The sequence below is a fragment of the Variovorax sp. OAS795 genome, assembly GCF_040546685.1.
Taxonomy (GTDB): Bacteria; Pseudomonadota; Gammaproteobacteria; order Burkholderiales; family Burkholderiaceae_C; genus Variovorax.
Genome location: NZ_JBEPOH010000001.1, coordinates 4,873,165 through 4,894,880 on the forward strand (window position 1 = coordinate 4,873,165; position 21,716 = coordinate 4,894,880).

Below are 21,716 nucleotides of genomic sequence, written 5' to 3' on the forward strand. Positions count from 1 at the left end.
TCATCCGGTCTCGACGGGCCAGGCCGCGCGCTTGCGGGAGTGCGCGCGATTAGAGGCCGCAGCCAAGCTGCTTTGCTTGAAGGGCCGTCGCCCCGTGCCTAGACTGGATGCGAAGGCACCCGCAGTGCCGGGGGCCAAGGAGTCGGCCATGTACAAGCGCATCCTTGTCGCCACCGATGGCTCGTCGCTCTCCGAAAAGGCGGTTGCAACCGCCATCGACCTCGCCGTGCTGACCCAGGCCGAACTGGTCGGCGTCAACGTCGTGCCGGTCCAGCCCTACGGCTACTTCGAAGGCTCCATGATGCTGGACCAGCGCGAGATCGAAGCCTCGCAGGAACAGGCCGACCAGAGCGGCCAGCGGCTGGTCGACGCGGTTCGCAGCGCCGCCGCCGCCAAGGGGGTTCGCAGCGCGCAGGCCATCGTCATGAAGTCGAACCACGTGGCCGAGTCGATCATCGCCACGGCCAAGAACCAGCAATGCGACCTGATCGTGATGGCCTCGCACGGACGCCGCAGCTTTGCGCGGCTCTTGATGGGCAGCGAGACGCTGCACGTGCTGACGCATTCGCACGTTCCAGTGCTGGTGCTGCGCTAGACCCCGCTGGCGCCCCTCGCAGCCACGCGGCGCTGCGAAAGGTACAGTGCACGGCATGGCTGCCTCACGCCAACGCCGTCTCAAGGGAGTCTGAATGAAATCGATGTTCCCCCGCATTGCGGGTTGGACCCTGCTTCTCCTGTCGGTCCTGGTCGCCATCTGCTTCGTGGTGGCCCTGAACTTCGACTGGAACCGCGCCAGGCCGTGGATCAATCAACGCGTCGGCGAAGCGACCGGCCGCCCGTTCGCCATCAACGGCGACCTGGTGCTGCAATGGGACAGCCCCGAGGCAGAAACCGGCTGGCGGCGCTGGGTGCCGTGGCCCCGGCTGAAAGCGCAGGACATCACCCTGGGCAATGCCGATTGGGGTCAATCGGGCCCGCACCTGGCACAGATCAGGCAGCTGACCTTCTCGCTCAACCCCCTGCCGCTGCTGAACCACACGATCCGCATTCCCACGCTGGAACTCGACGGACCGGTGCTTTCGCTCGAACGCACCGCCGACGGCAAGAACAACTGGACGCTGGCCGCCGCCGACAACGCGGCGCCATCGGCCTGGAAGCTCGACCTGCAGCGGCTGGTGCTGAGCCACGGCACGGTGAAGCTCGTGGATGCAGCGGCCAAGATCGACATGAAGATCGACATCGACAGCCTCCCGCAGGAGAGCGCCGAGGGCTACGGCATCGGCTGGAAGCTCGGCGGCACGTTCCGCAACACGCCGGTGCGCGGAAGCGGCCAGGCCGGTGCAGTGCTTTCGCTGCAGCAGGACAGCAAGCCTTACCCGCTGCAAGCCGGCGTGCAGATCGGCGCCACGCGCATCGATGTGGCCGGCACGCTGACCAAGCCCGACGCGCTGGCGGCGCTGGACCTGCGGCTCAAGCTCTCGGGTGCCAGCATGGCGCACCTGTACCCGATCACGGGCATCACGCTGCCCAACACGCCGCCGTTCAGCACCGAAGGCCATCTGGTCGGCAAGCTCGACAAGGCGGGCGGGCGCTGGCTGTACGAAAACTTCAAGGGCAGCGTGGGCGCCAGCGACATTGCAGGCACGCTGGAATACATCTCGCGCCAGCCCCGGCCGCTGCTGCGCGGGCAGGTCCAATCCAACCAGCTGCGGCTGGAAGACCTGGCACCGTTGATCGGTGCGGACTCCAACGCCAGCAAGGCCAAGCGCGGGGCCGCGGCCGTCCAGCCCGCCGGCAAGGTGCTGCCGGTGGAGAAGTTCGACACGGCAAGCTGGGGCAGCATCGACGCGGAGGTGAAGTTCGCGGGCCGCAAGATCCTGCATGCGAAGGACTTGCCCATCGAGAGCCTGGTGGCCGACCTGCATCTGGAGGACAGCGTGCTCTCGCTCACGCCCCTGAGCTTCGGCGTTGCGGGCGGCACGCTGGCCGCGACGGTCAAGCTCGACGGCCGGCAAAACCCGATCCGTGCGAACCTGCAGCTCTCGGCACGCCGCCTGAAGATCAAGGAGCTCATTCCGAGCATGGACACCATGCGGGCCAGCCTGGGTGAGGTGGGCGGCGATGCCGCGCTGTCCGCCTCGGGCAATTCGATCGGGACCCTGCTGGGCACGTCTAACGGCGAGGTGAAAGCCCTGGTGAGCAAGGGCACCATCAGCAAGTTCCTGCTCGAAGCCATGGGCTTGAACATCGGCAACGTGGTCGCAACCCAGCTCTTCGGCGACCGGCAGGTTCAGCTCAATTGCCTGGTTAGCGACTTCAAGGTGACGCAGGGCGTCATGCAGGCGCGGTCCTTCGTGCTGGACACGGACGAATCCATCATCGAGGTGACGGGCCTCATCAACCTGGCGACCGAACAGCTCGCGCTCGAGATCCAGCCGCGCAACAAGGCGCTGCGGGTCCTTTCGCTGCGCTCGCCGCTTTATGTGAAGGGCACGCTCAAGAACCCCGATGTAGGCGTCGACAAGGGTGCGGTTGCGCTTAAGCTGGGCGCCGCCGTGGCGCTGGGTGCGGTGGCACCGGTTGCCGCGCTGCTGCCGCTTTTGAACGTGGGCACGCCGCAGGAGTTTGCAGGATGCGCGCCGTTGGAGGCTGCGGCGCGCGAGAAGCCGAAGGCCCCTGCCACGCGGGCGCAAAAACCTCGGAAGCAGTAGCCGTTGCTCAGGGGGCGGAGGCCTGCTGGGCCGCAACTTCCGCCCGGCATGCCTGCGTGGCGCGATGCGAAGCAAGCTCGAAGCAGCGCATCTCCAGCGCGCGCGCAACCGCCTCGAGCGAGCGGCGTTCCTCGGCTGCCTCGACCTGCAGTTCGACGAGCCACTTCATGGCCATTGCGAGCACGATCAGGAGGCCGACCAAGGCGGCCGTCAATGTTCCCCGCCAGCTCTGGAGGCGAAAGCTCGCGGGTTCAGATTTGTTCATTGGTCGCGTGAAATAGGGGGAAACCGTTCCGGACAGCGCCAGCACGCCGGCAAAGGGCGCCAAGATAGGCGGCGCCGCCGGTTCCTTCGAGGAAATGTTTCACGCTCGGATTTGTTTTACGCCGGCGGGGCTATCTAAGATGCAACTCTGCCCAGTACTTCACGCTCATGAGAGGACGCGCGAGGATTTGATGAACGATCAGCGACATCCTTCACAGCACTGATCGAGAATCACGCCGCGCATTCCGTCAAACTCTCTCTCTCTGTTTGGCCAGCCCAGAATTTCCCCACCGTTCTACTGAAAAGGAACCCCTGCTTTGAACAAGACCGAACTCATTGCCGCCATTGCGGAAGACACGAACCTCAGCAAGGCCGACGCGGGCCGCGCATTCGATTCCGCGCTCGAACAGCTGTCGCGCGCCCTGGTGCGCGGCGAGTCCGTTCAGTTGATCGGCTTTGGCACGTTCACTGTGGCAAGCCGTGCCGAACGCACCGGCCGCAACCCGTCCACGGGCCAGGCGATCACCATCAAGGCGAGCAAGAGCCCGAAGTTCGCCGCCGGCAAGGCGCTGAAGGACGCCATCAACGCGGCCTGACCGCCTTCCCCTTTCAACTGCAACCGGCCGCGCGCAAGCCACTCAGCCCTGCGCGCCGCCCCAGCCTCCGCCAAGCGCCTTGTACAGGTTGACGACGTTCACGGCCGCCTTGAGCTGCAGCTCGATCAGCTGCTGCTGTTCGGCATAGAGCTCGCGCTGCGCATCCTGGCTCGAAAAGTAGTCTTCCAGGCCGCCGCGAAAGCGCGTGCGCGAGATGCTGGCCACTTTCTCCAGCGACTGCACGCGGGCCTGCTGCGCCTCCAGCTGCGGGCGCAGGTGGTCTTCGGCAATCAGCGCGTTGGCGGTTTCCTTGAATGCGACTTGCGCCGCGTACTCGTACGAGGCCATGGCCGCCGCAAGCCGCTCTTCGTTGGCGGTGATGTTGGCCGACCGACGTCCCCAGTCGAACAAGGGCAGCGACACGCCCAGCACGCCCGCCCAGCTGCGGTTGCCGCTGCTGAGCAGCGACGACAGATCCCCGCTGATGCCGCCCGCGAGCGCCGTGAGCGAGATGGTCGGCAGCATCGCGGCCTTGGCTGCACCCACGCCCGAGTTGGCGGCTTCGACCCTTGAATAGGCAGCCAGCAGGTCGGGCCGGCGCTGCAGCAGGCTGGAAGGCAGGCCCGCCGTCACCGGCGCCGTCGAACGCTCGGGCCACGGCCGCGTGCTGCCGGTGTCGGGTGGCACCGGCTGGCCGACCAGCACATTGAGCCACTGGAGATCCTGCGCCACGCGCATGCGGTATTCCTCCTGCCGCACGCGCGCGTTCTGCAGCAGCGACTGCGCGCGGTACACGTCGAGCTGTGCGGCGCCGCCGGCCGCCTTGGCGCGCCCGATCATGTCGGCATTGGAAGACAAGCCGGACTCGTTGGCATTGGCCAGCGCAAGCAAGGCGCGGTCGGCGCGCAGCGTGAGATAGGCGTTCGACACCTCGCCCACCAGGTTCATGCGCGCGGCCGCAAAGTCCTTGTCGCCTGCTTCGGCCAGCGCGCCGCTTTGCTGCGCCGTGCTTTGCTGGCGGCCGAAGAAGTCGAGCTCGTACGAGGTGACGCCGGCCTGCACGTCGAAGCTGTTGGACACGCCGCCGTCGGTCGGCACGTTGCCGATCGGGCTCAGCGAGCCCTGCGGCGTGGTCTGCGCGCGCTGGGCATGGCCGGACAACCCGATCTGCGGGAACAGCGAGGCGCGGCTTCCGGCATAGATGGCCCGCGCTTCGCGCGCCTTGGCGGCATAGACGCGCAGGTCGCGGTTCTGCGTCAGCGCAGTGGCGATCAGCCCGCGCAGTTCGTCGTCCTGCACGAAGCCGCGCCAGTCCACCGGCTCCGCCTTGGGCACCGCGGTGCCCGCGGGCCACTGCCCGGGCAGGGCCGTGTCGGGCTGCTTGAGCGGCGGCGTGAGATTGCATCCGCTCACCACCAGCACCACGCTCGTCGCGAGCACCAGCAGGCAGATGCGCAGGAACAGGCGCATGAATCCCGCGCCCGGCGCGCCGAACCCCGCACTCGCGAGCAGCGCCGAAGCCGCGCCCCATGGCCGCACCTGCACGGCGACGTGGCTCGGCGGCACGTTGAAGACGTGGCTCACCAGGCTCTCGCGCTGGGCCTCGGTGATGCCGGCGAATTTCAGCTCGGCGCCGGCGGAATTCCTGCCGGCCACGAGCGCCGGCAGCCAGCCCACGGAATCGACGTAGACCTCGAGCGGCTGCCCTGCGCGCAGGCGCTTGAGCGGCGCCTTGGCTTCCATCAGCGCACCATCGAGCGCAATGTTGACGAAGCGCGCCTCGCCCTCGCCCGCCGCGGTGCGCACCCTGGTGCGCGCGCGCCAGGGAAAGCGCTCTTCCTGGTCGGGGCGCGGGAGGTCGACGCAGGCCATGAGCGCGGCCAGGCACAGCAAGAGCGCAATGCCGGTCCACACCAGGTTGAGTTCGTCGCCCGGCGTGAGCGCCTCACCGCTCAGGGCCACCGATGCGCCGCCGAGTTGCAGCGCCACCAGCAGCCCGCCGAACATGGCGACCAGCTTCCAGTGAACGACGGTCTTGGTGCGGTCCAGCCCCTTGTTCGTCACCTTGAAAGGCCGGCCGAAGGGCCGCAGCATGGCGCTCGCGAGCGTGCTGGTGACCGCCATGGCCGCCACCAGCTGGCTCACCTCGCTGAACACGGGCAGGCAGCGCCGCTCGCTGATCCAGTAGCTGTAGGCCCAGAACATCACCAGCGGCGGCAGCCCGTAGGCGGCAAAGGCCTGCGGCGTGGCATGGAAGACCGAGACGCCGGCGTACCAGTAGAGCGCCGGCGCCAGCATGATCAGCGCCATGAAGGGCTTGCCGAGCCAGTGCAGCAGTCCGTGCAGGAAGTGCATGCGCGCGGACAGGCTGTAGCCCTTGCCGCGCAGCGGCCCCTGGGGCAGGAGCGCGAGCTGCACCGTGCCCAGGCACCAGCGGCTGCGCTGGTTGATGTAGTCGATGATGCTCTCGGCCGACAAGCCGTTGGACAGCCGCTCGCCGAGCCAGCGCGTGATGTAGCCGTGGCGCAGCAGCAGGTAGGTGGTGTGGATGTCTTCGCACACGCTGCCCACCGGGAAGCCGCCGGCGGCCGTGATCAGGTCGCGCCGCACGATGAACGACGTGCCCACGCAAAAGGCCGAGTCGACCGCATCCTTGGCGGGCTGCAGCACGTCGAAGAACACGCGCTGCTCGTCCACCCAGCTGTCGGTGGCGCGCAGGTTGTGCTGGATCGGGTCGGCGTTGTAGTAGAACTGCGGCGTCTGCACCAGCCCCACCTTGCGGTCCGAGAACAGGCCCAGCATGCGGTAGACGATCTGCCGCTGCGGCGCGAAGTCGGCGTCCAGCACCAGGATGTAGGGCGCGTTGGTCACGTCCGCCGAAATGCGCAGGCCGTTGTTCAGGTTGCCGGCCTTGGCATGGCTGTTGTCCGGCCGCCGCGCATAGTGCACGCCCTTGCGCTCGCAATAGTCGCGCAGCCAGTCGCGCCGGGTGTCGTCGAGCACCCACACCTTCAACTGCGGATAGTCGATGGCCTGCGCCGCGATGATGGTCTTCTCGAGCACGTCCAGTTCTTCGTTGTAGGTGCAGATGAACACGTCCACCGCAGGCACCTTCGCGCCCAGGCGGCGCAGCTCGGCTTCACCGCGGTCGGCCAGGTGGTGGTTGTCGCGCCGCCGCACCAGCATGTGGATGGACATCAGCGTGTAGACGATGGCCGTCAGCTCGAACGCCAGGAACACCCAGGCGAAGAGCGTCTCGAAGCCCAGGTCCGACGGCGGCATGGTGGCCACCACGCGCCATACCGCATACCGCATCAGCAGCAGCGCCGTGAGGCCGCCGAACAGCATGCGGTCGGAAGCGCGCTGCACCCGCCCCCAGGTCATCAGGAGGAGCGCGAGCCCCGCAACCAGTGCGTTGAGCTGGAACTCCGGTGTGGCGATCAGGTGGGACATGTTGAAGTAGCTCCTGCGGCAGTGGTCTTGCCGGTAAAGGGGTTGAAGCCGGTCGCGGCAAGCGCGATCCAGGCGGTAGCGCCCAGGTGGGGCCAGCGGTAGTAGAAGAAGTCGGCTCCGGCCGAGTCGGGGCCGATGGCCAGGCCGGTGGAAATGCGCGAACTCGGTGTTGCGTAGTAAAGGCCGTTGGCGGCGCGCTGCGATGCCAGCAACTGCCACAGGGGCTCGGGTGCCGCGCCCTTGCGTGCCACCAGCGTGGCGGCCGCTTGCGCGGTGCCCTCGGTCCAGATGCCGTCGGGATTGCGCGAGAAGCCATAGCCCTCGCCGGAGCGATGGTTCTTGTCCACCCAGTCCAGCCCGCGCGTCCAGGGGCACGAGCCCTCGGGCGCGGCCAGCAATGGCCACAGCTGCGCATCCAGGCCGGAGCTCTCGGTGGAGATGGTGGCGCCGTCTTCCTTCGTGCCGATATGGAAGCGCTGCTCCGACGGGTTCCACATGCGGCGCACGAACTCCAGCGCGGTGCGCGCCTGCTGCCGCTCGGCGTCGGCCTGCCCGCCCGCGGCACGCGCCGCCCATGCGGCCGCCATGGCGATGTCGATGTTGTGCTCGGTCGACTTCCAGGTCTGCGCGCGCTGCGCGTTGTCCCAGCCATACCAGCCGCCGTTGTAGCCGTCGGGCGCGTTCCTCGCGCGCGTGCGCTGCTCGATCCAGCCCAGCAGCTTGCGCGCGCTCGCCAGGTAGGCGGGCGAAGGCTCGGCCTCGTTCAGGTTCAGCAGCAGCAAGGCGGCCCAGGCCACGTTGCCGGTGGCCGTGCTCACCTGGTAGGCGTCGGCGATCCACTGGTTCTTGGCCGTGTCCCAGCGCCCCGGCAATGCGGCCTTGTCCTCGGCCATGGGGCCGGCGCGGTAGGCATTGCGCACGCGCCCGTCGGCCACGTTGGGGTCGCGCTCCATCGCACGCACCACTGCATCGCCGATGCGCCTGGCCGATGCGGTGTCGCCGCACGCGAGCAAGGCGATGCCAGCCAGTGCGTTGTCATAGGTGAAGGCCACGCCCACCAGTGCGGGCTCCAGGGGCGTCCCCTGCCTCGCGTCCGCCAGCCGGTAGCTGGTGAGAAAGAGCGGCCCCGAGGAAGCGCCCTTCTGGTCTTCCACCACGGCACGCCGCAACCCCTCGCAGCTTTGCCGCGCCAGCGCCTGCTGCGCGGCGCTTGCGGGCTGCCGGGCCTGCTGGGCCAGGGCCGCGGACATCGGGAGCGCCAGGGCCATCGATGCCAGGGCGCAATGCGCCAGGGTCCGGGACAAGGGGAAGACCTGCATGGGTGGCTTTCGTTGCGGGGTGGGACGTTCCTGCCTGCGCTCAGGACTTGAGCGTGGCCGTCACCACCTTGCCGGGCGCGCACAGGTTGCCGCCCTCGGCCGCGGTGGCCGTCTGGACGTCCTTGCCCTCGATGCGCGCGACGGCGTAGATGGAGCCCTGCTCGGCATAGGGGAAGGGCACGCTGTAGGTGCTCTGCAGCTCTTCGGACACCACCGGCAGCAGCTGCTCCACGCGTGCCGGGACCGCGGCGCCCTTCTCGGTGAGCGTCACGTCGAGCAGCGAGCCGATGCTCAGGCGCTTGGCCACGCGCGCCGGAAACACCGCCACCACGCCGAGCCGGCTGCAATCGGTCACGCGCACCAGCGAGGCACCGGCCGTGACGTAGGCGCCTTCAGGTGCGAGCACGGAATGAACCTGCCCGGCTTGCGTCGCCTTGATTTCGTAGGCAGACAGTTTCTCGACCCGGCGCCGCTCCTCGTCTTCGAGCTGGATCACCTGCTTGAGTTGCTGGAGGATGGCCGCGCCGTCCTGCTGCGCACGGCCCACGCTGTTGCGCAGCACCTCGCGCCGGCTGGCGAGCGTCTGGAAAAGGCTGTTGCCGCCGGTGCCCACGAAGGCGCCCTGACCGGCACTGGCCACGGTCTGGGCCTGTCCGGCAAAGGCCTGCTCCGCGACCGACGCAGCGGCGCGCGCGGTGTTGAGCTGCGCCTGGGACGCGTTCATCACCTGCTCGCTGATGGCGCCCTCTGCGAGCAAGGCCTGGTTGGTCTTGACCTTGTTCTCCTGCTCTTCGACCATGCTGTGCGCCACGTCGCGCTGCCGCCGCGCGATCTGCCAGGCCTCCCAGGCCTGCGCCACCGACGCCTCGCGGTGCACCGTGGCCTCCTGCCCGACCGACCGCATCTCCTGGTTGTCGGCCTTGAACTGGTTGCCCAACTGCGCCAGCTGGCTTTGCAGCGCGAGGTGCTGCGACCGCAGCGTGGTGAGGATTTCCTGGCTCACGGTCGGGTTGCGCACCGTGGCCACGGTGGTGCCGGGCTCCACCGTGTCGCGCGCATGCACCACCATCTGGGAGACCACGCCCGCAATCGGCGAAGTGATCAGGCCAACGGGGGCCTGCAGCACCGCACGCGTCGCCTGCGAAGACAAGAGCGGCTGGACCAGCGTTGCGATCATCAGCCACAGCACGAAGGCCAGCAGCGCGTAGGCCGCCAGCTTGGGAACGAAGGCGCCTCCCTGTCGGCCTTTGCAAGCGCCGCGCGGAGTGTGGCGCGCCCTGGGGCTGCCGGCGCGGCGCTGGCCGCGGGAAAAAACGATGAAAGGCAGTTTCGACACACGCATACCCCACCTCTTTGATTGAGCGACGGCGTGCGCCGAAGGACCGGCGCAACATCCAATGAATGAAAAGGAACTTGCCTGCAACCTGATCGGAGCCGTCGTCGCCCAGGGGCCGCCGCGTCCGCATGTTGCAGTGCAATACAAAGGTACGGCCAAAGGCGCTTTACGACTGCTTCGGTGAGCAACAAGATGTGCAAACTTCACATGTTTGCCGACCGTCGGGTCGAGCTAAGGTCCTACACGGCGGCCGGGGTCGACGGGGTTGACGACGAAAGGCCTCGTCCTGCATGAAAAGACATTCGGGTTTCTACTCCCCCAGTGGAGAGGGCTCGGCGAGACCTCGACAGCGCGGATCACGCGTTTTGCCATGTGGATGAGCAGGCGCTGTGTAAAGCGTTCGGCGGAAAATATCCCGTAACCATCGTGTTCGACTCTGATGGTTTTGGACAACGGCGTGAGCGCAAAGCATTCGCCTCGGCCGCGCTGCGGCCCCGTGCGGGCGCGCTTACAAGGGCGATACGCGAGACACAAGGCCATACAGGCGGGGCCCGCGTTGACTCCATAGTGCTCTCCCGCCGTTGCGGACGCCTTGCCAGGGCGCTCTCGACCGGCGGTTGCCATCAACGCCCTTCGGCCTTCGTCCGGGGGCCCCACCGGAGTACAAGCCGTGCCACCGCTGCAATCGAAGACCGCCTTCTTGCACACGTGGCTTGCGTGCGGCGCCAAGGTGCCGCATTGCGACGTCGGGAAAAACAGGCCTGGCTCGCGCATGCGCAACGCACGTCGTGCACGTGGGCGTAGCACTATTTCGTTAGTTTCATGTAACGCCACCGGCGGCGGGCGCACGCAACGCGGGGCCAGTGCCCCTGTATGCACCCGCCCAGCCCACCACTACCCGAGGAATCGAATCCACTGAGCAGACTTGTCGAAGAAGACCTTCGCCACCGCGCACACCTCAGCGCGGCGGACCCACGTTCTGGTCGAGCTTGCCCCTTTTTGCGTGACGTTTCCGGCAACGTCAGAAGGGCATGCCATGTTCACACGCTACGCCATCCCCGCGCTCATTTGCATTGTTGCCATCCCCGCCATGGCGGATGAACCGGCGCCCATCCACGATCGCGTCTTCCTGAGCAGGGCGGAGATCGAGAGCACCCTCATCGGCAAGGCCATCGTCTCGAACAATCTTGCGACCGGCATGGTGTCGCACTGGCAGTTCTATTCGGACGGCCGCGTCGACTTTGCCAACCGCAGCGGCCCCGGGCGCGCATCCGGCAAATGGTTCATCAACCCCGACGGCTCCATGTGCGTGACGATGATTGCGCGCACCGGCTGCCGCTACTGGTTCAGGAACGAAAAGGACGGCGCCATTGCGAATGCCAACACGCGGGAACCGAACGCGCCGACCGTCGCGCAGATCCGGTTCGAGTGACGGTAGCTGACACCGTGAAACTTCATCCCGTGGAGGTTTATGCGGTACAACTCGACCATTGCTGCATGGTCAAGACAGGTACTTCAGACAAGCAGATGGCACCCGAACTTGTTGCCTTCGGCGCGGCCGTTCGCCGCCGCAGAAAGGACCTTGGCTATTCCCAGGAACCGTTCGGTGATTTCTGCGGCATCGATCGCAGCTATATGGGAGGAATCGAACGTGGCGAACACAACCTCGCGCTGATCAACATTCTGAAGATCATCGAAGGGCTGGGGGTTCAGCCATCCGAGTTTTTCAGGGACCTCGACAAGCCGTCGGGCCCTGTGCGGAAGGGCAGCCGATAGGCCAGAGAAGCCTCAGGAGGCCTGAGCGCCAGACACGGGGCCGCGGCGCATCAACGCTCGCGCGCGGCGCGGCGCAGCACCTGGGTGATCGGCTCCATCAGGTACTGGAGCGCAGTGCGCTCCTCCCCCTGCAGGTAGATTTCGGCCGGCATGCCTGCGAGCAGCTTCAGGTCTCCCGCCGTGGCGAGCGAAGGCGGATCGGCCTCGACCAGCACCGAGTAGTAAGGAGCGTTGGTCGCACGGTCGATCAGACGGTCGCCCGATACGTAAACCACCTTGCCGCGCACCAGTTGCGTGGTGCGGTACTTGAACGCCGTGAAGCGGATGTCGGCCGCCTGCCCGCGCTGGATCCGGCCAATGTCCTCGGGACGCACGCGCGCGTCAGTCATCAGCCGGCTGTCGTCCGGCACGACGTCGGCGATGGTCTCGCGAGGCGGAATCACTGCGCCGGGCGTGGAATACTTCAGGTCGATGATCTCGCCGCTGGCCGGCGCCGTGATCACCTGACGCGCCGAGGCATCGGCCGACTTGCGCCGCTCCTGCTCGATCTCGGCCAGCCGGGCCGCCGTGACCTTGAGTTGATCGCTCGCCTGCTGACGGTACTCGCTCTCCAGCGAGCGGATGCGCAGGTCTGCATCGACCGTGCGCTGCTCGGCACGCGCAAGCTCCGCGCGCCGCTCCTCGATCTTCACGCCATAGTCGGCCACCGTGCCTTCGAACTGCGCGATACGCGCGGCCGAAACGAAGCCGTCTTTGAGCAGCTTGCGGTTGGTCTCCAGATCGCTCTTCTGGAACTTCATCGACTCGCTCGCCTGCATGATCTGGGCGCGCAGCGCAACAATTTCCTCGGCCACCTTCTCGCGCTGCGAACGCAGCAGCCGCACCTGTCCGACCAACGCGTCACGCCGCGCCTCGAACAGTGCGCGCTCCTTGTCCAGCTGCGCTGCCAGGCGCGGGTCGGCCGCCGCGGTCTCGATCACGTCGGGAGGAAAGGCAATGGCGCGCGCCATGGTCTGCTCCGCGTCCAGCCGCGCGAGACTGGCGCGCTCGGTCTTGACGCGGTGATCGAGCCTGTTGCGGTCGGCATCGACCGAGACATCGCCCAGCACCAGCAGGGGCTCCCCCTGCCGCACATGCTGGCCATCGCGCACCAGGACTTCACGCACGATGCCGCCTTCGGCGTGCTGTACCGGCCGCCGGTTCAGATCCACCTTCACATGGGCCTGTGCCACAACGGCGGAAGACAGCGGCGCAAAGCCCAGCCACGCAGCAGCCGGGAACAGCCCACAGACCAGAACGGCCAGGCCCCAATGCGTCAGGCGACGCGCTTCGCGCACGTGGAGCGCCAGCGGGTCGTTGGCCGCGATCGCATGCCCCGGATGAATCATCGGGCAACCTCCATGCTGCGCACGGCTGTGCGATCTTGCCTGGAGCGGCCGCGCGTTGTACTCATGACACCTTCTCCGCAGTGCGCGGCGGCATCACCACCACCTGGGCGCTGCCCGTGCCCTGTCCCGAACGCCTGATCGTCTGCATCACTTCGGCCACCGGCCCGTACTGCTTGACTCGGCCAGCCTCCAGCACCAGAAGCTTGTCCATGTGCTGCACAAGAGCGCTGCGATGCGTGACGACGACCACCGTGACCTCCCCGCGCAGCGCCTTCAGGGCCTCGCCCAGCGCCAGTTCGCCCGCCCCGTCCAGGTTGGAGTTGGGCTCGTCCAGCACCAGCAGCTTTGGATTGCCATAAAGCGCGCGGGCCAGCGCAATGCGCTGGCGCTGGCCCGGCGACAGCATCACGCCCATGCTGTCGACGACGGTGTCGTAGCCCTCGGGCAGCGTCAGGATCAGCGCATGCACGCCGGCACGCTGTGCCGCTTGCACGACCTTGTCAGGGTCGACCGTGCCCAGCCGCGCGATGTTGGCGGCAACGGTACCGGCGAACAACTCGACATCCTGCGGCACGTAGCCGAGCCAGGGGCCGAGTTCTTCGCGCGGCCATTGAGCGAGGTCGACACCGTCCAGCCGCACGACACCAGCATTCGGTTCCCACAGGCCGGTCAAGAGACGCACCAAGGTCGACTTGCCGGCACCGCTCGAGCCTGTGATTGCCAGCGACTCGCCGGGCTCCAGGCTCAAAGAGACGCCGGCGAGAATCATCCGCTCCCCTTGCGCGGGCCGGAACACGAGGCCCTCCGCATGCAGGCGGCCGCTCGGCGCCGGCAGCGCCATGCGCGGCGGCTGACGCTCGGCAGCGCCCAGTACCTTGGACAGGCGCGCGAAGGCCAAGCGCCCCTCGGCCAGTACGCGCCAACTTCCCACCACCTGTTCGATCGGCGCAAGTGCCCGGCCGAGCAGGATGGTGCAGGCCACCAGGATGCCCGGCGTGCCTTCCCCCGTGATGACGAGGTAGGCACCCAGTGCTTGCAGCAGCACCTGCACCGCCTGTCGCGTGGTGCGCGTAAGCGCAGCCATCGCCACCGACTTGCGCGCGGTCGGCCCCTGCAGGGCAGCAACGCCGGCGTTGAGATGCCGCCAGCGCCCGATCACCGCCTCCCCCATTCCAAGCGACTGCGCCAGCTCTGCGTTCTGCATCGAGGATTCCAGGTAGCGCGTGGCCCTGGCCGCTTCCTTCTGCAAGGATTCGATATCGCGGCGCGTGATGCGATCGTTCACTACGGCAAGTACGAGCATCAATACCGACGCGGCGGCCGCGGCCATACCGAGCATCGGATGCGCGAGCCAGATGACCGCGACATAGACAAACGTCCATGGCACATCGAACAGGGCGAGCAGCCCTTGGGAGGAAAACAGATTTCGCAGCGCCGCGACGTCGCGCAAGCCTTCGCAAGGCGCGCGCTCGGCGCGGCGTGCTGCGCGTGCCAGCATGACCCTGGCCACGACCGGGGACAGCTGGTCGGCGATCAGGTTGCCCGCGACGCCCTGCAACCGGCTGCGCAGATAGTCCAGCATCAGCATCAGGCCAAGCGCCACGGCGACGCCAAGCAACAGCACCAGCAACGTCTCTCGGCTCTGGCTCGTCAGCACGCGGTCAAAAACCTGCAGCATGAATAGCGCGGGGGCGAGCAGCAGCAGGTTCACCAAAAACGAGAAGCCCGCGACAAAAAGAAGCGGTCGCTCAAGAAGCTGGAGAAGAGGCTTCATGTCGATCTCTCTGGTGTGCGGCCACCCGCATCCGCAGGCGGCAGGCGGAAGCTCACAGGCCGACCTTGATGTCGTTGCTGTCGAAGGTGTCGGCCGGATTGGCCAGCGTCAGCGTCGCCACCAGCGTGCGATTGGCGGCGCTCAGGCCGTCGGTGTCGTAGTACAGGTTGCCGGTCGCACTGTCGTAGATCACATGCACGCCTGCCCCTACCGTGCCTCCTGCACCACCGCCGTCCAGGGATGCAAATTCAGCCGCCGACAGCGTGCCCCCGCTCGCGGTCGTCAGGGCCGTGAACGTGCCGCGCGAGAACTCGATCAGGTCGCCGCTCGCCGCCGATCCGGACGCATCGAAGTCGGTGACCGAATCCACCGCGTTGGGTGCCGAGTCGAAGACGAAGGTGTCGTTGTCCGCGCCGCCGGTGAGTATGTCGGCACCAGCTCCGCCGACGATGCGGTCGTCGCCGGCAGCGCCGTTGATCGCATCGTTGCCGCCCCCTCCGCGCAACTGGTCGCTCGACGCCGAACCGGTGATAGTGTCGCTGAAGGCCGTTCCCATGACGCCTTCGAAGTTCCTGTAGTTGTCGGTCCCGAGCCCCGCAGCGCTGGCATTGAAGCTTGTCGTGCTGCTGCTCTGGGTCAGCGTGAAGGTGAGGCCGGAGGTGCCGTCGGAAAAGTCGAGCAGGTCCGCGTTTCCGCCGGCACCGTCGAGCGTGTCGTTGCCCTTGCCACCCCGGAGGATATCGTTCGCTGCGCTGCCGGTCAGGGTGTCGCCCAGATCGGTGCCGATCACGCCTTCGATGTTCAGGTAGGTGTCGCCGTTGCCGAGCCCGGCGGTGCCGTTGGCGATGCTAGTCGATGCGGCGCTCTGGACCAGCGTGAAATTGAGCGCCACGGTGCCGTCCGAGAAGTCGAGCAGGTCTTCGCTGCCGGCGCCGCCGTCCATTGCGTCGTTGTTGCCGAGGCCGCCGCGCAGCACATCGTTGCCCGCGCCGCCCGACAGTGCGTCATTGCCGTCGCCGCCGATCAGCAGGTCGTTCCCGGAGGATCCGAGCAGCGTGTCGGCCCCGTTGCCGCTTCCTCCGATGAAAACGTCGCCTCCCGCACCGCCGGTCAGGTCGTCGGCACCGCCGCGGCCATCGATGAAGGAGGCCTGGTAGGTGCCGCTCGTGCTGAGATCGATCGTGTCGGCGCCGTTGCCGCCGGACACTGCCCTGACGTCGATCGTTGCCGTAGCCGTGGTAGTGCCCCCGGCTCCATCCGACACGGTGTATTGGAAGCTGCCGGCCGTGGCACCCGCCGTGCTGCCACTGGTGAAGCTGATCGTGCCATTGGCGGCGTCCAGGGTCAGGCCCGAAATCCCGACTGCGCCGCTGACGCCGGTGATCGTCAAGGCGAGACCGTCGATATCGGTGTCATTGGCGAGCAGCGAGCTCGCCGACAGCGTGACCAGCGTGCTGCTCGACACGATGATCCTGTCGGCCGCGGCGACCGGGTTGTCGTTCACCGCGTTGACGGCAATGCTCGCGGTGTCGGTGGTGTTCGAGAACGCAGAGCTGTTCCCGTTCGCGACTGTGCTCGCCGTGGTTCCCGCCGTCCCGCTCGTCTGATCCCAGGCGCGGAAGGTGATGCCGTCGCTGACTGTGCCGGTGAAGTTCGAATTCGCCTGGAAGTAGACACGCGTATTCGCGTCCGCGGCCAGCAGCAGTGCTGACGCGCCCGACACCGCACCCACTGCCGCCCAGTTGGTGCCTCCGTTGGTGGAGTACCACCAGCTTCCGTTGGCGGCATTCACACCGGTCAACGCGATGCCGGTGACGGCGCCGCTGTCCGCATCGGTCACGTTGTCGAGGCCGCCGGCCGGCGGATTCAGATTCACCAGGCTGGATACGAGCGTCCCGACGGCCCCGATCGGTGCGCCGGCATCCTCGTTGACCGACACCAGGAGGGGTGTCGCGGCAGCACTCAGGACAGGTGCATCGTTGGTGCCAGCGATGGTTACGGTCACCACCCGGCTGGCGGTCCCGTCGGAAGACACGGCCGTGAAGCTGTCGATGAGCGACTGACCCGCACCCAGCTGCTGGATCGCTGCCTGGCCGTTGCTGGCCGCATAAGTCCAAGTGCCATCGGCCGCCAGCGCGAAGCTGCCGTAGCCATTGCTGCCGGCGGTGCTCGCCTGTGGGGCGAAGTTCGACTGGCCTTGGTCGACATCGGCAATCGTCAGCGCGCCGCTGACGCTCAGGTTCGGTGCTGAGCCATCCTCGTTCACCGCGCCGGTCGAGACGCCGCCAATCACTGGAATGTCGTTCGTGCCAGTGATCGTCACCGTGACCACTTGGCTGGTGGTCCCATCGGAAGACACGGCCGTGAAGCTGTCGATGATCGACTGACCCGCACCCAGCTGCTGGATCGCTGCCTGGCCGTTGCTGGCCGCATAAGTCCAGCTGCCATCGGCCGCCAGCGCGAAGCTGCCGTAGCCATTGCTGCCGGCGGTGCTTGCTTGAGGCGCGAAGGTCGACTGTCCCGCATCGACATCGGCGATCGTCAGAGCACCGCTGATGCTCAGGTTCGGTGCTGAGCCATCCTCAATCACCGCGCCGGTCGAGACGCCGCCAATCACAGGAATGTCGTTCGTGCCAGTGATCGTCACCGTGACCACTTGGCTGGCGGTCCCGTCGTAAGACACGGCCGTGAAGCTGTCGATGATCGACTGACCTGCACCCAGCTGTTGGATCGCTGCCTGGCCGTTGCTGGCCGCATAAGTCCAGGTGCCATCGGCCGCCAGCGCGAAGCTGCCGTAGCCATTGCTGCCGGCGGTGCTCGCCTGTGGGGCGAAGTTCGACTGGCCTTGGTCGACATCGGCAATCGTCAGAGCACCGCTGGTGCTCAGGTTCGGAGTCGAGGCATCCTCGCTGACCGTGCCGGTGGCCACACCACCGATCACCGGGACATCGTTGGTCCCTGTGATGGTCACGGTCACAAGCTGGCTGGCGGTCCCGTCGGACGAGACTGCCGTGAAGCTGTCGATGATCGATTGGCCCGCACCCAGCTGCTGTATCGCTGCCTGGCCGTTGCTGGCCGCGTAGGTCCAGCTGCCATCGGCCGCCAGCGCGAAGCTGCCGTAGCCATTGCTGCCGGCGGTGCTTGCTTGAGGCGCGAAGGTCGACTGGCCTTGGTCGACATCGGCAATCGTCAGAGCACCGCTGGTGCTCAGGTTCGGGGTCGAGGCATCCTCGTTGACCGTGCCGGTGGCCACACCACCGATCACCGGGACATCGTTGGTCCCTGTGATGGTCACGGTCACAAGCTGGCTGGCGGTCCCGTCGGACGAGACTGCCGTGAAGCTGTCGATGAGCGACTGACCTGCGCCCAGCTGTTGGATCGCTGCCTGGCCGTTGCTTGCCGCGTAGGTCCAGCTGCCATCGGCCGCCAGCGCGAAGCTGCCGTAGCCATTGCTGCCGGCGGTGCTTGCTTGAGGCGCGAAGGTCGACTGGCCTTGGTCGACATCGGCAATCGTCAGAGCACCGCTGGTGCTCAGGTTCGGGGTCGAGGCATCCTCGTTGACCGTGCCGGTGGCCACACCACCGATCACCGGGACATCGTTGGTCCCTGTGATGGTCACGGTCACAAGCTGGCTGGCGGTCCCGTCGGACGAGACTGCCGTGAAGCTGTCGATGAGCGACTGACCTGCGCCCAGCTGTTGGATCGCTGCCTGGCCGTTGCTTGCCGCGTAGGTCCAGCTGCCATCGGCCGCCAGCGCGAAGCTGCCGTAGCCATTGCTGCCGGCGGTGCTTACTTGAGGCGCGAAGGTCGACTGGCCTTGGTCGACATCGGCAATCGTCAGAGCACCGCTGGTGCTCAGGTTCGGCGTGGAGGCATCCTCGCTGACTGCCCCACTCGAGACGCCGCCAATCACTGGAATGTCGTTCGTGCCAGTGATCGTCACCGTGACCACTTGGCTGGCGGTCCCGTCGGACGAGACTGCCGTGAAGCTGTCGATGATCGACTGACCTGCGCCCAGCTGCTGGATCGCTGCCTGGCCGTTGCTGGCCGCATAAGTCCAGGTGCCATCGGCCGCCAGCGCGAAGCTGCCGTAGCCATTGCTGCCGGCGGTGCTTGCTTGAGGCGCGAAGGTCGACTGGCCTTGGTCGACATCGGCAATCGTCAGAGCACCGCTGGTGCTCAGGTTCGGGGTCGAGGCATCCTCGTTGACCGTGCCGGTGGCCACACCACCGATCACGGGCACGTCGTTGGTCCCTGTGATGGTCACGGTCACAAGCTGGCTGGCGGTCCCGTCGGACGAGACTGCCGTGAAGCTGTCGATGAGCGACTGACCTGCGCCCAGCTGCTGGATCGCTGCCTGGCCGTTGCTGGCCGCATAAGTCCAGGTGCCATCGGCCGCCAGCGCGAAGCTGCCGTAGCCATTGCTGCCGGCGGTGCTCGCCTGTGGGGCGAAGTTCGACTGGCCTTGGTCGACATCGGCAATCGTCAGAGCACCGCTGGTGCTCAGGTTCGGAGTCGAGGCATCCTCGCTGACCGTGCCGGTGGCCACACCACCGATCACCGGGACATCGTTGGTCCCTGTGATGGTCACGGTCACAAGCTGGCTGGCGGTCCCGTCGGACGAGACTGCCGTGAAGCTGTCGATGATCGATTGGCCCGCACCCAGCTGCTGTATCGCTGCCTGGCCGTTGCTGGCCGCATAAGTCCAGCTGCCATCGGCCGCCAGCGCGAAGCTGCCGTAGCCATTGCTGCCGGCGGTGCTTGCTTGAGGCGCGAAGGTCGACTGGCCTTGGTCGACATCGGCAATCGTCAGAGCACCGCTGGTGCTCAGGTTCGGGGTCGAGGCATCCTCGCTGACCGTGCCGGTGGCCACACCACCGATCACGGGCACGTCGTTGGTCCCTGTGATGGTCACGGTCACAAGCTGGCTGGCGGTCCCGTCGGAAGACACGGCCGTGAAGCTGTCGATGATCGATTGGCCTGCGCCCAGCTGCTGTATCGCCGCCTGACTGTTGTTCGCCGTGTAGGTCCAGCTGCCATCGGCCGCCAGCGCGAAGCTGCCGTAGCCATTGCTGCCGGCGGTGCTTGCTTGAGGCGCGAAGGTCGACTGGCCTTGGTCGACATCGGCAATCGTCAGAGCACCGCTGGTGCTCAGGTTCGGGGTCGAGGCATCCTCGTTGACCGTGCCGGTGGCCACACCACCGATCACCGGGACATCGTTGGTCCCGGTCACCGCCACGGTGATCTGCTGCTGGACCGTGCCGCCGTTTCCATCGCCGATGCTGACAGTGAAGGTCTCCGTCGCCGTCTGACCCTGGGCCAGATACTGCGTGGCCGCATTGGCGACGCTGTAGTGCCAGCTCACCATGCCGTCGCCCGTGCCCGTGGCCGTATCGCTGACGCCGGCCATCAATACCCCGCCCAGCGTGTTGCCTGGACCGGCCGCGACGCTGACGCTATGCGCATCGCTCAGGTCCACGTCGTCGAACGTGATCGTGCCGCTGTTGACCAGGGTGGGCGACGCTGCATCCTCGGTCGCCGCTGCGGTGGCATCTGCCGCACCGATCGTCGGCACGTCGTTGGTGCCGGCGATGGTCACGTCGATCTGCCGGGTGACGATGCCGCCGTGCTGATCGTTCAATGTGAGGGTGAAGCTCTCGATCCGGGTCTGGCCGGCGGCCAGGTACTCGACAGCGGTGCCGGGCACGCTGTAAGTCCAGGTGAGCTGGCCGCCCGTGCCGGTTCCCGTGGTGTCGGCGTTCTTGACTGCAGTCAGGCTGCCCAGCACGCTGCCAACCGGCGTGCCGGTAGCGCTCACCAGATGCACGTCGCTCAGGTCCAGGTCGCTGAAGCCGATGACACCGCTGTCGCTCAGCACGCCCGCCGGCGCGATCTGCTCGCTCACCGCGCCCGCCAAATCCTGGGAGGTGATCACCGGACCGTCGTTGGTGCCGGTGACGGTGACCGTCACCGTGGCCAGTCCCGTTCCGCCATCGGCGTCGGTCACCTGGTAGCTGAAGGTGTCGGTTGCGTTCTCGCCCGCGGCGAGATGCTGAAAATCGGCAGCATGGGGCTGATACTGGAAATACCAGGTCGACGGATCGCCCATTGCCGGCTGCACGAGCGTCGCAGTCCCGTGGGCCGGCGCCGAGGCCAGCGCCAAGCTCTTGACCAGGTCAGGGACCAGATCGTTCTGCAAGACATGGATCTGGATCCCCGGGCCGTCTTCCGTCGTCGTGCCTGCATCGCCCAATGCCCTTGCAACTTCGTTGGCCGGATTGACCTCGACCCCATCCACCAGGACTCTCAGGACTTCGGTCATCTGGACGGTCAGCGTGGACGATCCGAAACTGAAAACGAAATCGCTTGCCGAGCCATTGGAAACTTCACCGGTCTTCGCGTTGGTCACTGCCGCAAGATGGGCCAGATAGGCGGAGATCTGCGTCTGGGTGGCAGAGTCCAGCCACTGGGCCCGCGTGAACTGGATCTGGAGCGCATCGACGCCCGCTCCGCCGGTGTACACGTCTCTGGTGCCTGCCGCGGTGTTTTCGCTGACGTTGTAGATCAGGGTGTCGGCCCCCGATCCTCCGTTGAGCTGGTCACTACCACTGCCGCCATCGAGCGTGTCGTTTCCCGCGCCGCCATTCAATGAATCGTTCCCAGCTCCGCCGTTGACGCTGTCGTCCCCGTTGCCGCTGTTGATGGTGTCGCTGCCGGTCGTGCCGGTGAGAACGTCATTGCCATTGGAGCCGGTAATGGTGGTCATGTGCTTCCTTGGTGGACGCCGGAATGCCGGCGCGTGCCGATATCGACTCTGAATTGCTTTTGTTCGCAAATTAGATCGCGCCAGCAAGGCGAGCACACGGAGAGAATGTCCTGCGTTCTCTATCGATAAGTCCCGGATCGCCACTCAAAAGCCTGGTACTTTTGTCCTGCCCTGCATCCGCGTCGACGGGCAATGCCACTGGTAGCGGACCTGGGCGAAAGGGAACAGCGCGGGCACGGTCCCACATTGATGGCCGGAAAATCAGGACGAGTTGGCCGGAGCGAGGTCGATGATTGCCATTGCGGCAATCCCGAAATGCTTCCGCATACCGAC

Annotated in this window: 12 protein-coding genes; 5 read left to right on the top strand and 7 right to left on the bottom strand. The window is 66.7% G+C overall.

All coding sequences use genetic code 11. The annotated features are described in order from the left end of the window. Window positions 1-148: 148 nt before the first annotated feature. Together ABID97_RS23565 and ABID97_RS23570 are read left to right on the top strand one after the other, a co-directional pair. Window positions 149-595: a universal stress protein gene (locus ABID97_RS23565; RefSeq protein WP_354401846.1), complete on the top strand. Its 447-nt coding sequence runs from the start codon at window positions 149-151 to the stop codon at window positions 593-595. 103 nt (window positions 596-698) lie between these two features. Beyond that, complete coding sequence (locus ABID97_RS23570) at window positions 699-2,711, top strand: AsmA family protein (protein ID WP_503012826.1); 2,013 nt, start codon at window positions 699-701, stop codon at window positions 2,709-2,711. 7 nt (window positions 2,712-2,718) lie between these two features. Here the strand turns inward: ABID97_RS23570 and ABID97_RS23575 are convergent, their stop codons facing one another. Then, window positions 2,719-2,976, bottom strand: coding sequence for a hypothetical protein (locus ABID97_RS23575; protein ID WP_354401145.1), 258 nt, complete (start codon window positions 2,974-2,976; stop codon window positions 2,719-2,721). A gap of 316 nt (window positions 2,977-3,292) precedes the next feature. Between ABID97_RS23575 and ABID97_RS23580 the strand changes: the two genes are divergently transcribed. Further along, the gene (locus ABID97_RS23580) at window positions 3,293-3,571 is read left to right on the top strand and encodes an HU family DNA-binding protein (protein ID WP_354401146.1); all 279 of its coding nucleotides are present in this window, start codon (window positions 3,293-3,295) and stop codon (window positions 3,569-3,571) included. A gap of 42 nt (window positions 3,572-3,613) precedes the next feature. Here the strand turns inward: ABID97_RS23580 and ABID97_RS23585 are convergent, their stop codons facing one another. From ABID97_RS23585 to ABID97_RS23595, 3 genes are read right to left on the bottom strand one after another with little or no spacing between them, the layout of a single operon-like run. Beyond that, complete coding sequence (locus ABID97_RS23585; protein ID WP_354401147.1) at window positions 3,614-7,024, bottom strand: efflux transporter outer membrane subunit; 3,411 nt, start codon at window positions 7,022-7,024, stop codon at window positions 3,614-3,616. Next, complete coding sequence (locus ABID97_RS23590; RefSeq protein WP_354401149.1) at window positions 7,012-8,343, bottom strand: hypothetical protein; 1,332 nt, start codon at window positions 8,341-8,343, stop codon at window positions 7,012-7,014. The genes ABID97_RS23585 and ABID97_RS23590 overlap by 13 nt, the downstream gene beginning before the upstream one ends. Before the next feature lie 40 nt (window positions 8,344-8,383). Continuing rightward, window positions 8,384-9,685, bottom strand: coding sequence for an HlyD family secretion protein (locus ABID97_RS23595; RefSeq protein ID WP_354401151.1), 1,302 nt, complete (start codon window positions 9,683-9,685; stop codon window positions 8,384-8,386). Between the two features lie 919 nt (window positions 9,686-10,604). Here ABID97_RS23595 and ABID97_RS23600 point away from each other — a divergent pair. Then, window positions 10,605-11,111: a hypothetical protein gene (locus ABID97_RS23600; protein ID WP_354401153.1), complete on the top strand. Its 507-nt coding sequence runs from the start codon at window positions 10,605-10,607 to the stop codon at window positions 11,109-11,111. Window positions 11,112-11,125: 14 nt separating this feature from the next. Continuing rightward, window positions 11,126-11,455, top strand: coding sequence for a helix-turn-helix domain-containing protein (locus tag ABID97_RS23605; RefSeq protein ID WP_354401155.1), 330 nt, complete (start codon window positions 11,126-11,128; stop codon window positions 11,453-11,455). A gap of 50 nt (window positions 11,456-11,505) precedes the next feature. On the opposite strand, the gene ABID97_RS23610 is transcribed toward ABID97_RS23605, so the two are convergent. The 3 genes from ABID97_RS23610 to ABID97_RS23620 form a co-directional block, all read right to left on the bottom strand. Continuing rightward, complete coding sequence (locus ABID97_RS23610; protein ID WP_354401157.1) at window positions 11,506-12,843, bottom strand: HlyD family type I secretion periplasmic adaptor subunit; 1,338 nt, start codon at window positions 12,841-12,843, stop codon at window positions 11,506-11,508. Between the two features lie 61 nt (window positions 12,844-12,904). Continuing rightward, window positions 12,905-14,617, bottom strand: coding sequence for a type I secretion system permease/ATPase (locus ABID97_RS23615; protein ID WP_354401159.1), 1,713 nt, complete (start codon window positions 14,615-14,617; stop codon window positions 12,905-12,907). Between the two features lie 52 nt (window positions 14,618-14,669). Continuing rightward, on the bottom strand, window positions 14,670-21,383 hold the full coding sequence (locus tag ABID97_RS23620; protein ID WP_354401161.1) for a beta strand repeat-containing protein: 6,714 nt from the start codon (window positions 21,381-21,383) through the stop codon (window positions 14,670-14,672). Window positions 21,384-21,716: the final 333 nt, after the last annotated feature.

Coding starts and splice junctions, on each gene's coding strand:
- ABID97_RS23615 (WP_354401159.1), bottom strand. CDS start 14,617: ATGAAGCCTCTTCTCCAGCTTCTTGAGCGACCGCTTCTTTTTGTCGCG.
- ABID97_RS23585 (WP_354401147.1), bottom strand. CDS start 7,024: ATGTCCCACCTGATCGCCACACCGGAGTTCCAGCTCAACGCACTGGTT.
- ABID97_RS23575 (WP_354401145.1), bottom strand. CDS start 2,976: ATGAACAAATCTGAACCCGCGAGCTTTCGCCTCCAGAGCTGGCGGGGA.
- ABID97_RS23565 (WP_354401846.1), top strand. CDS start 149: ATGTACAAGCGCATCCTTGTCGCCACCGATGGCTCGTCGCTCTCCGAA.
- ABID97_RS23590 (WP_354401149.1), bottom strand. CDS start 8,343: ATGCAGGTCTTCCCCTTGTCCCGGACCCTGGCGCATTGCGCCCTGGCA.
- ABID97_RS23595 (WP_354401151.1), bottom strand. CDS start 9,685: ATGCGTGTGTCGAAACTGCCTTTCATCGTTTTTTCCCGCGGCCAGCGC.
- ABID97_RS23620 (WP_354401161.1), bottom strand. CDS start 21,383: ATGACCACCATTACCGGCTCCAATGGCAATGACGTTCTCACCGGCACG.
- ABID97_RS23610 (WP_354401157.1), bottom strand. CDS start 12,843: ATGATTCATCCGGGGCATGCGATCGCGGCCAACGACCCGCTGGCGCTC.
- ABID97_RS23570 (WP_503012826.1), top strand. CDS start 699: ATGTTCCCCCGCATTGCGGGTTGGACCCTGCTTCTCCTGTCGGTCCTG.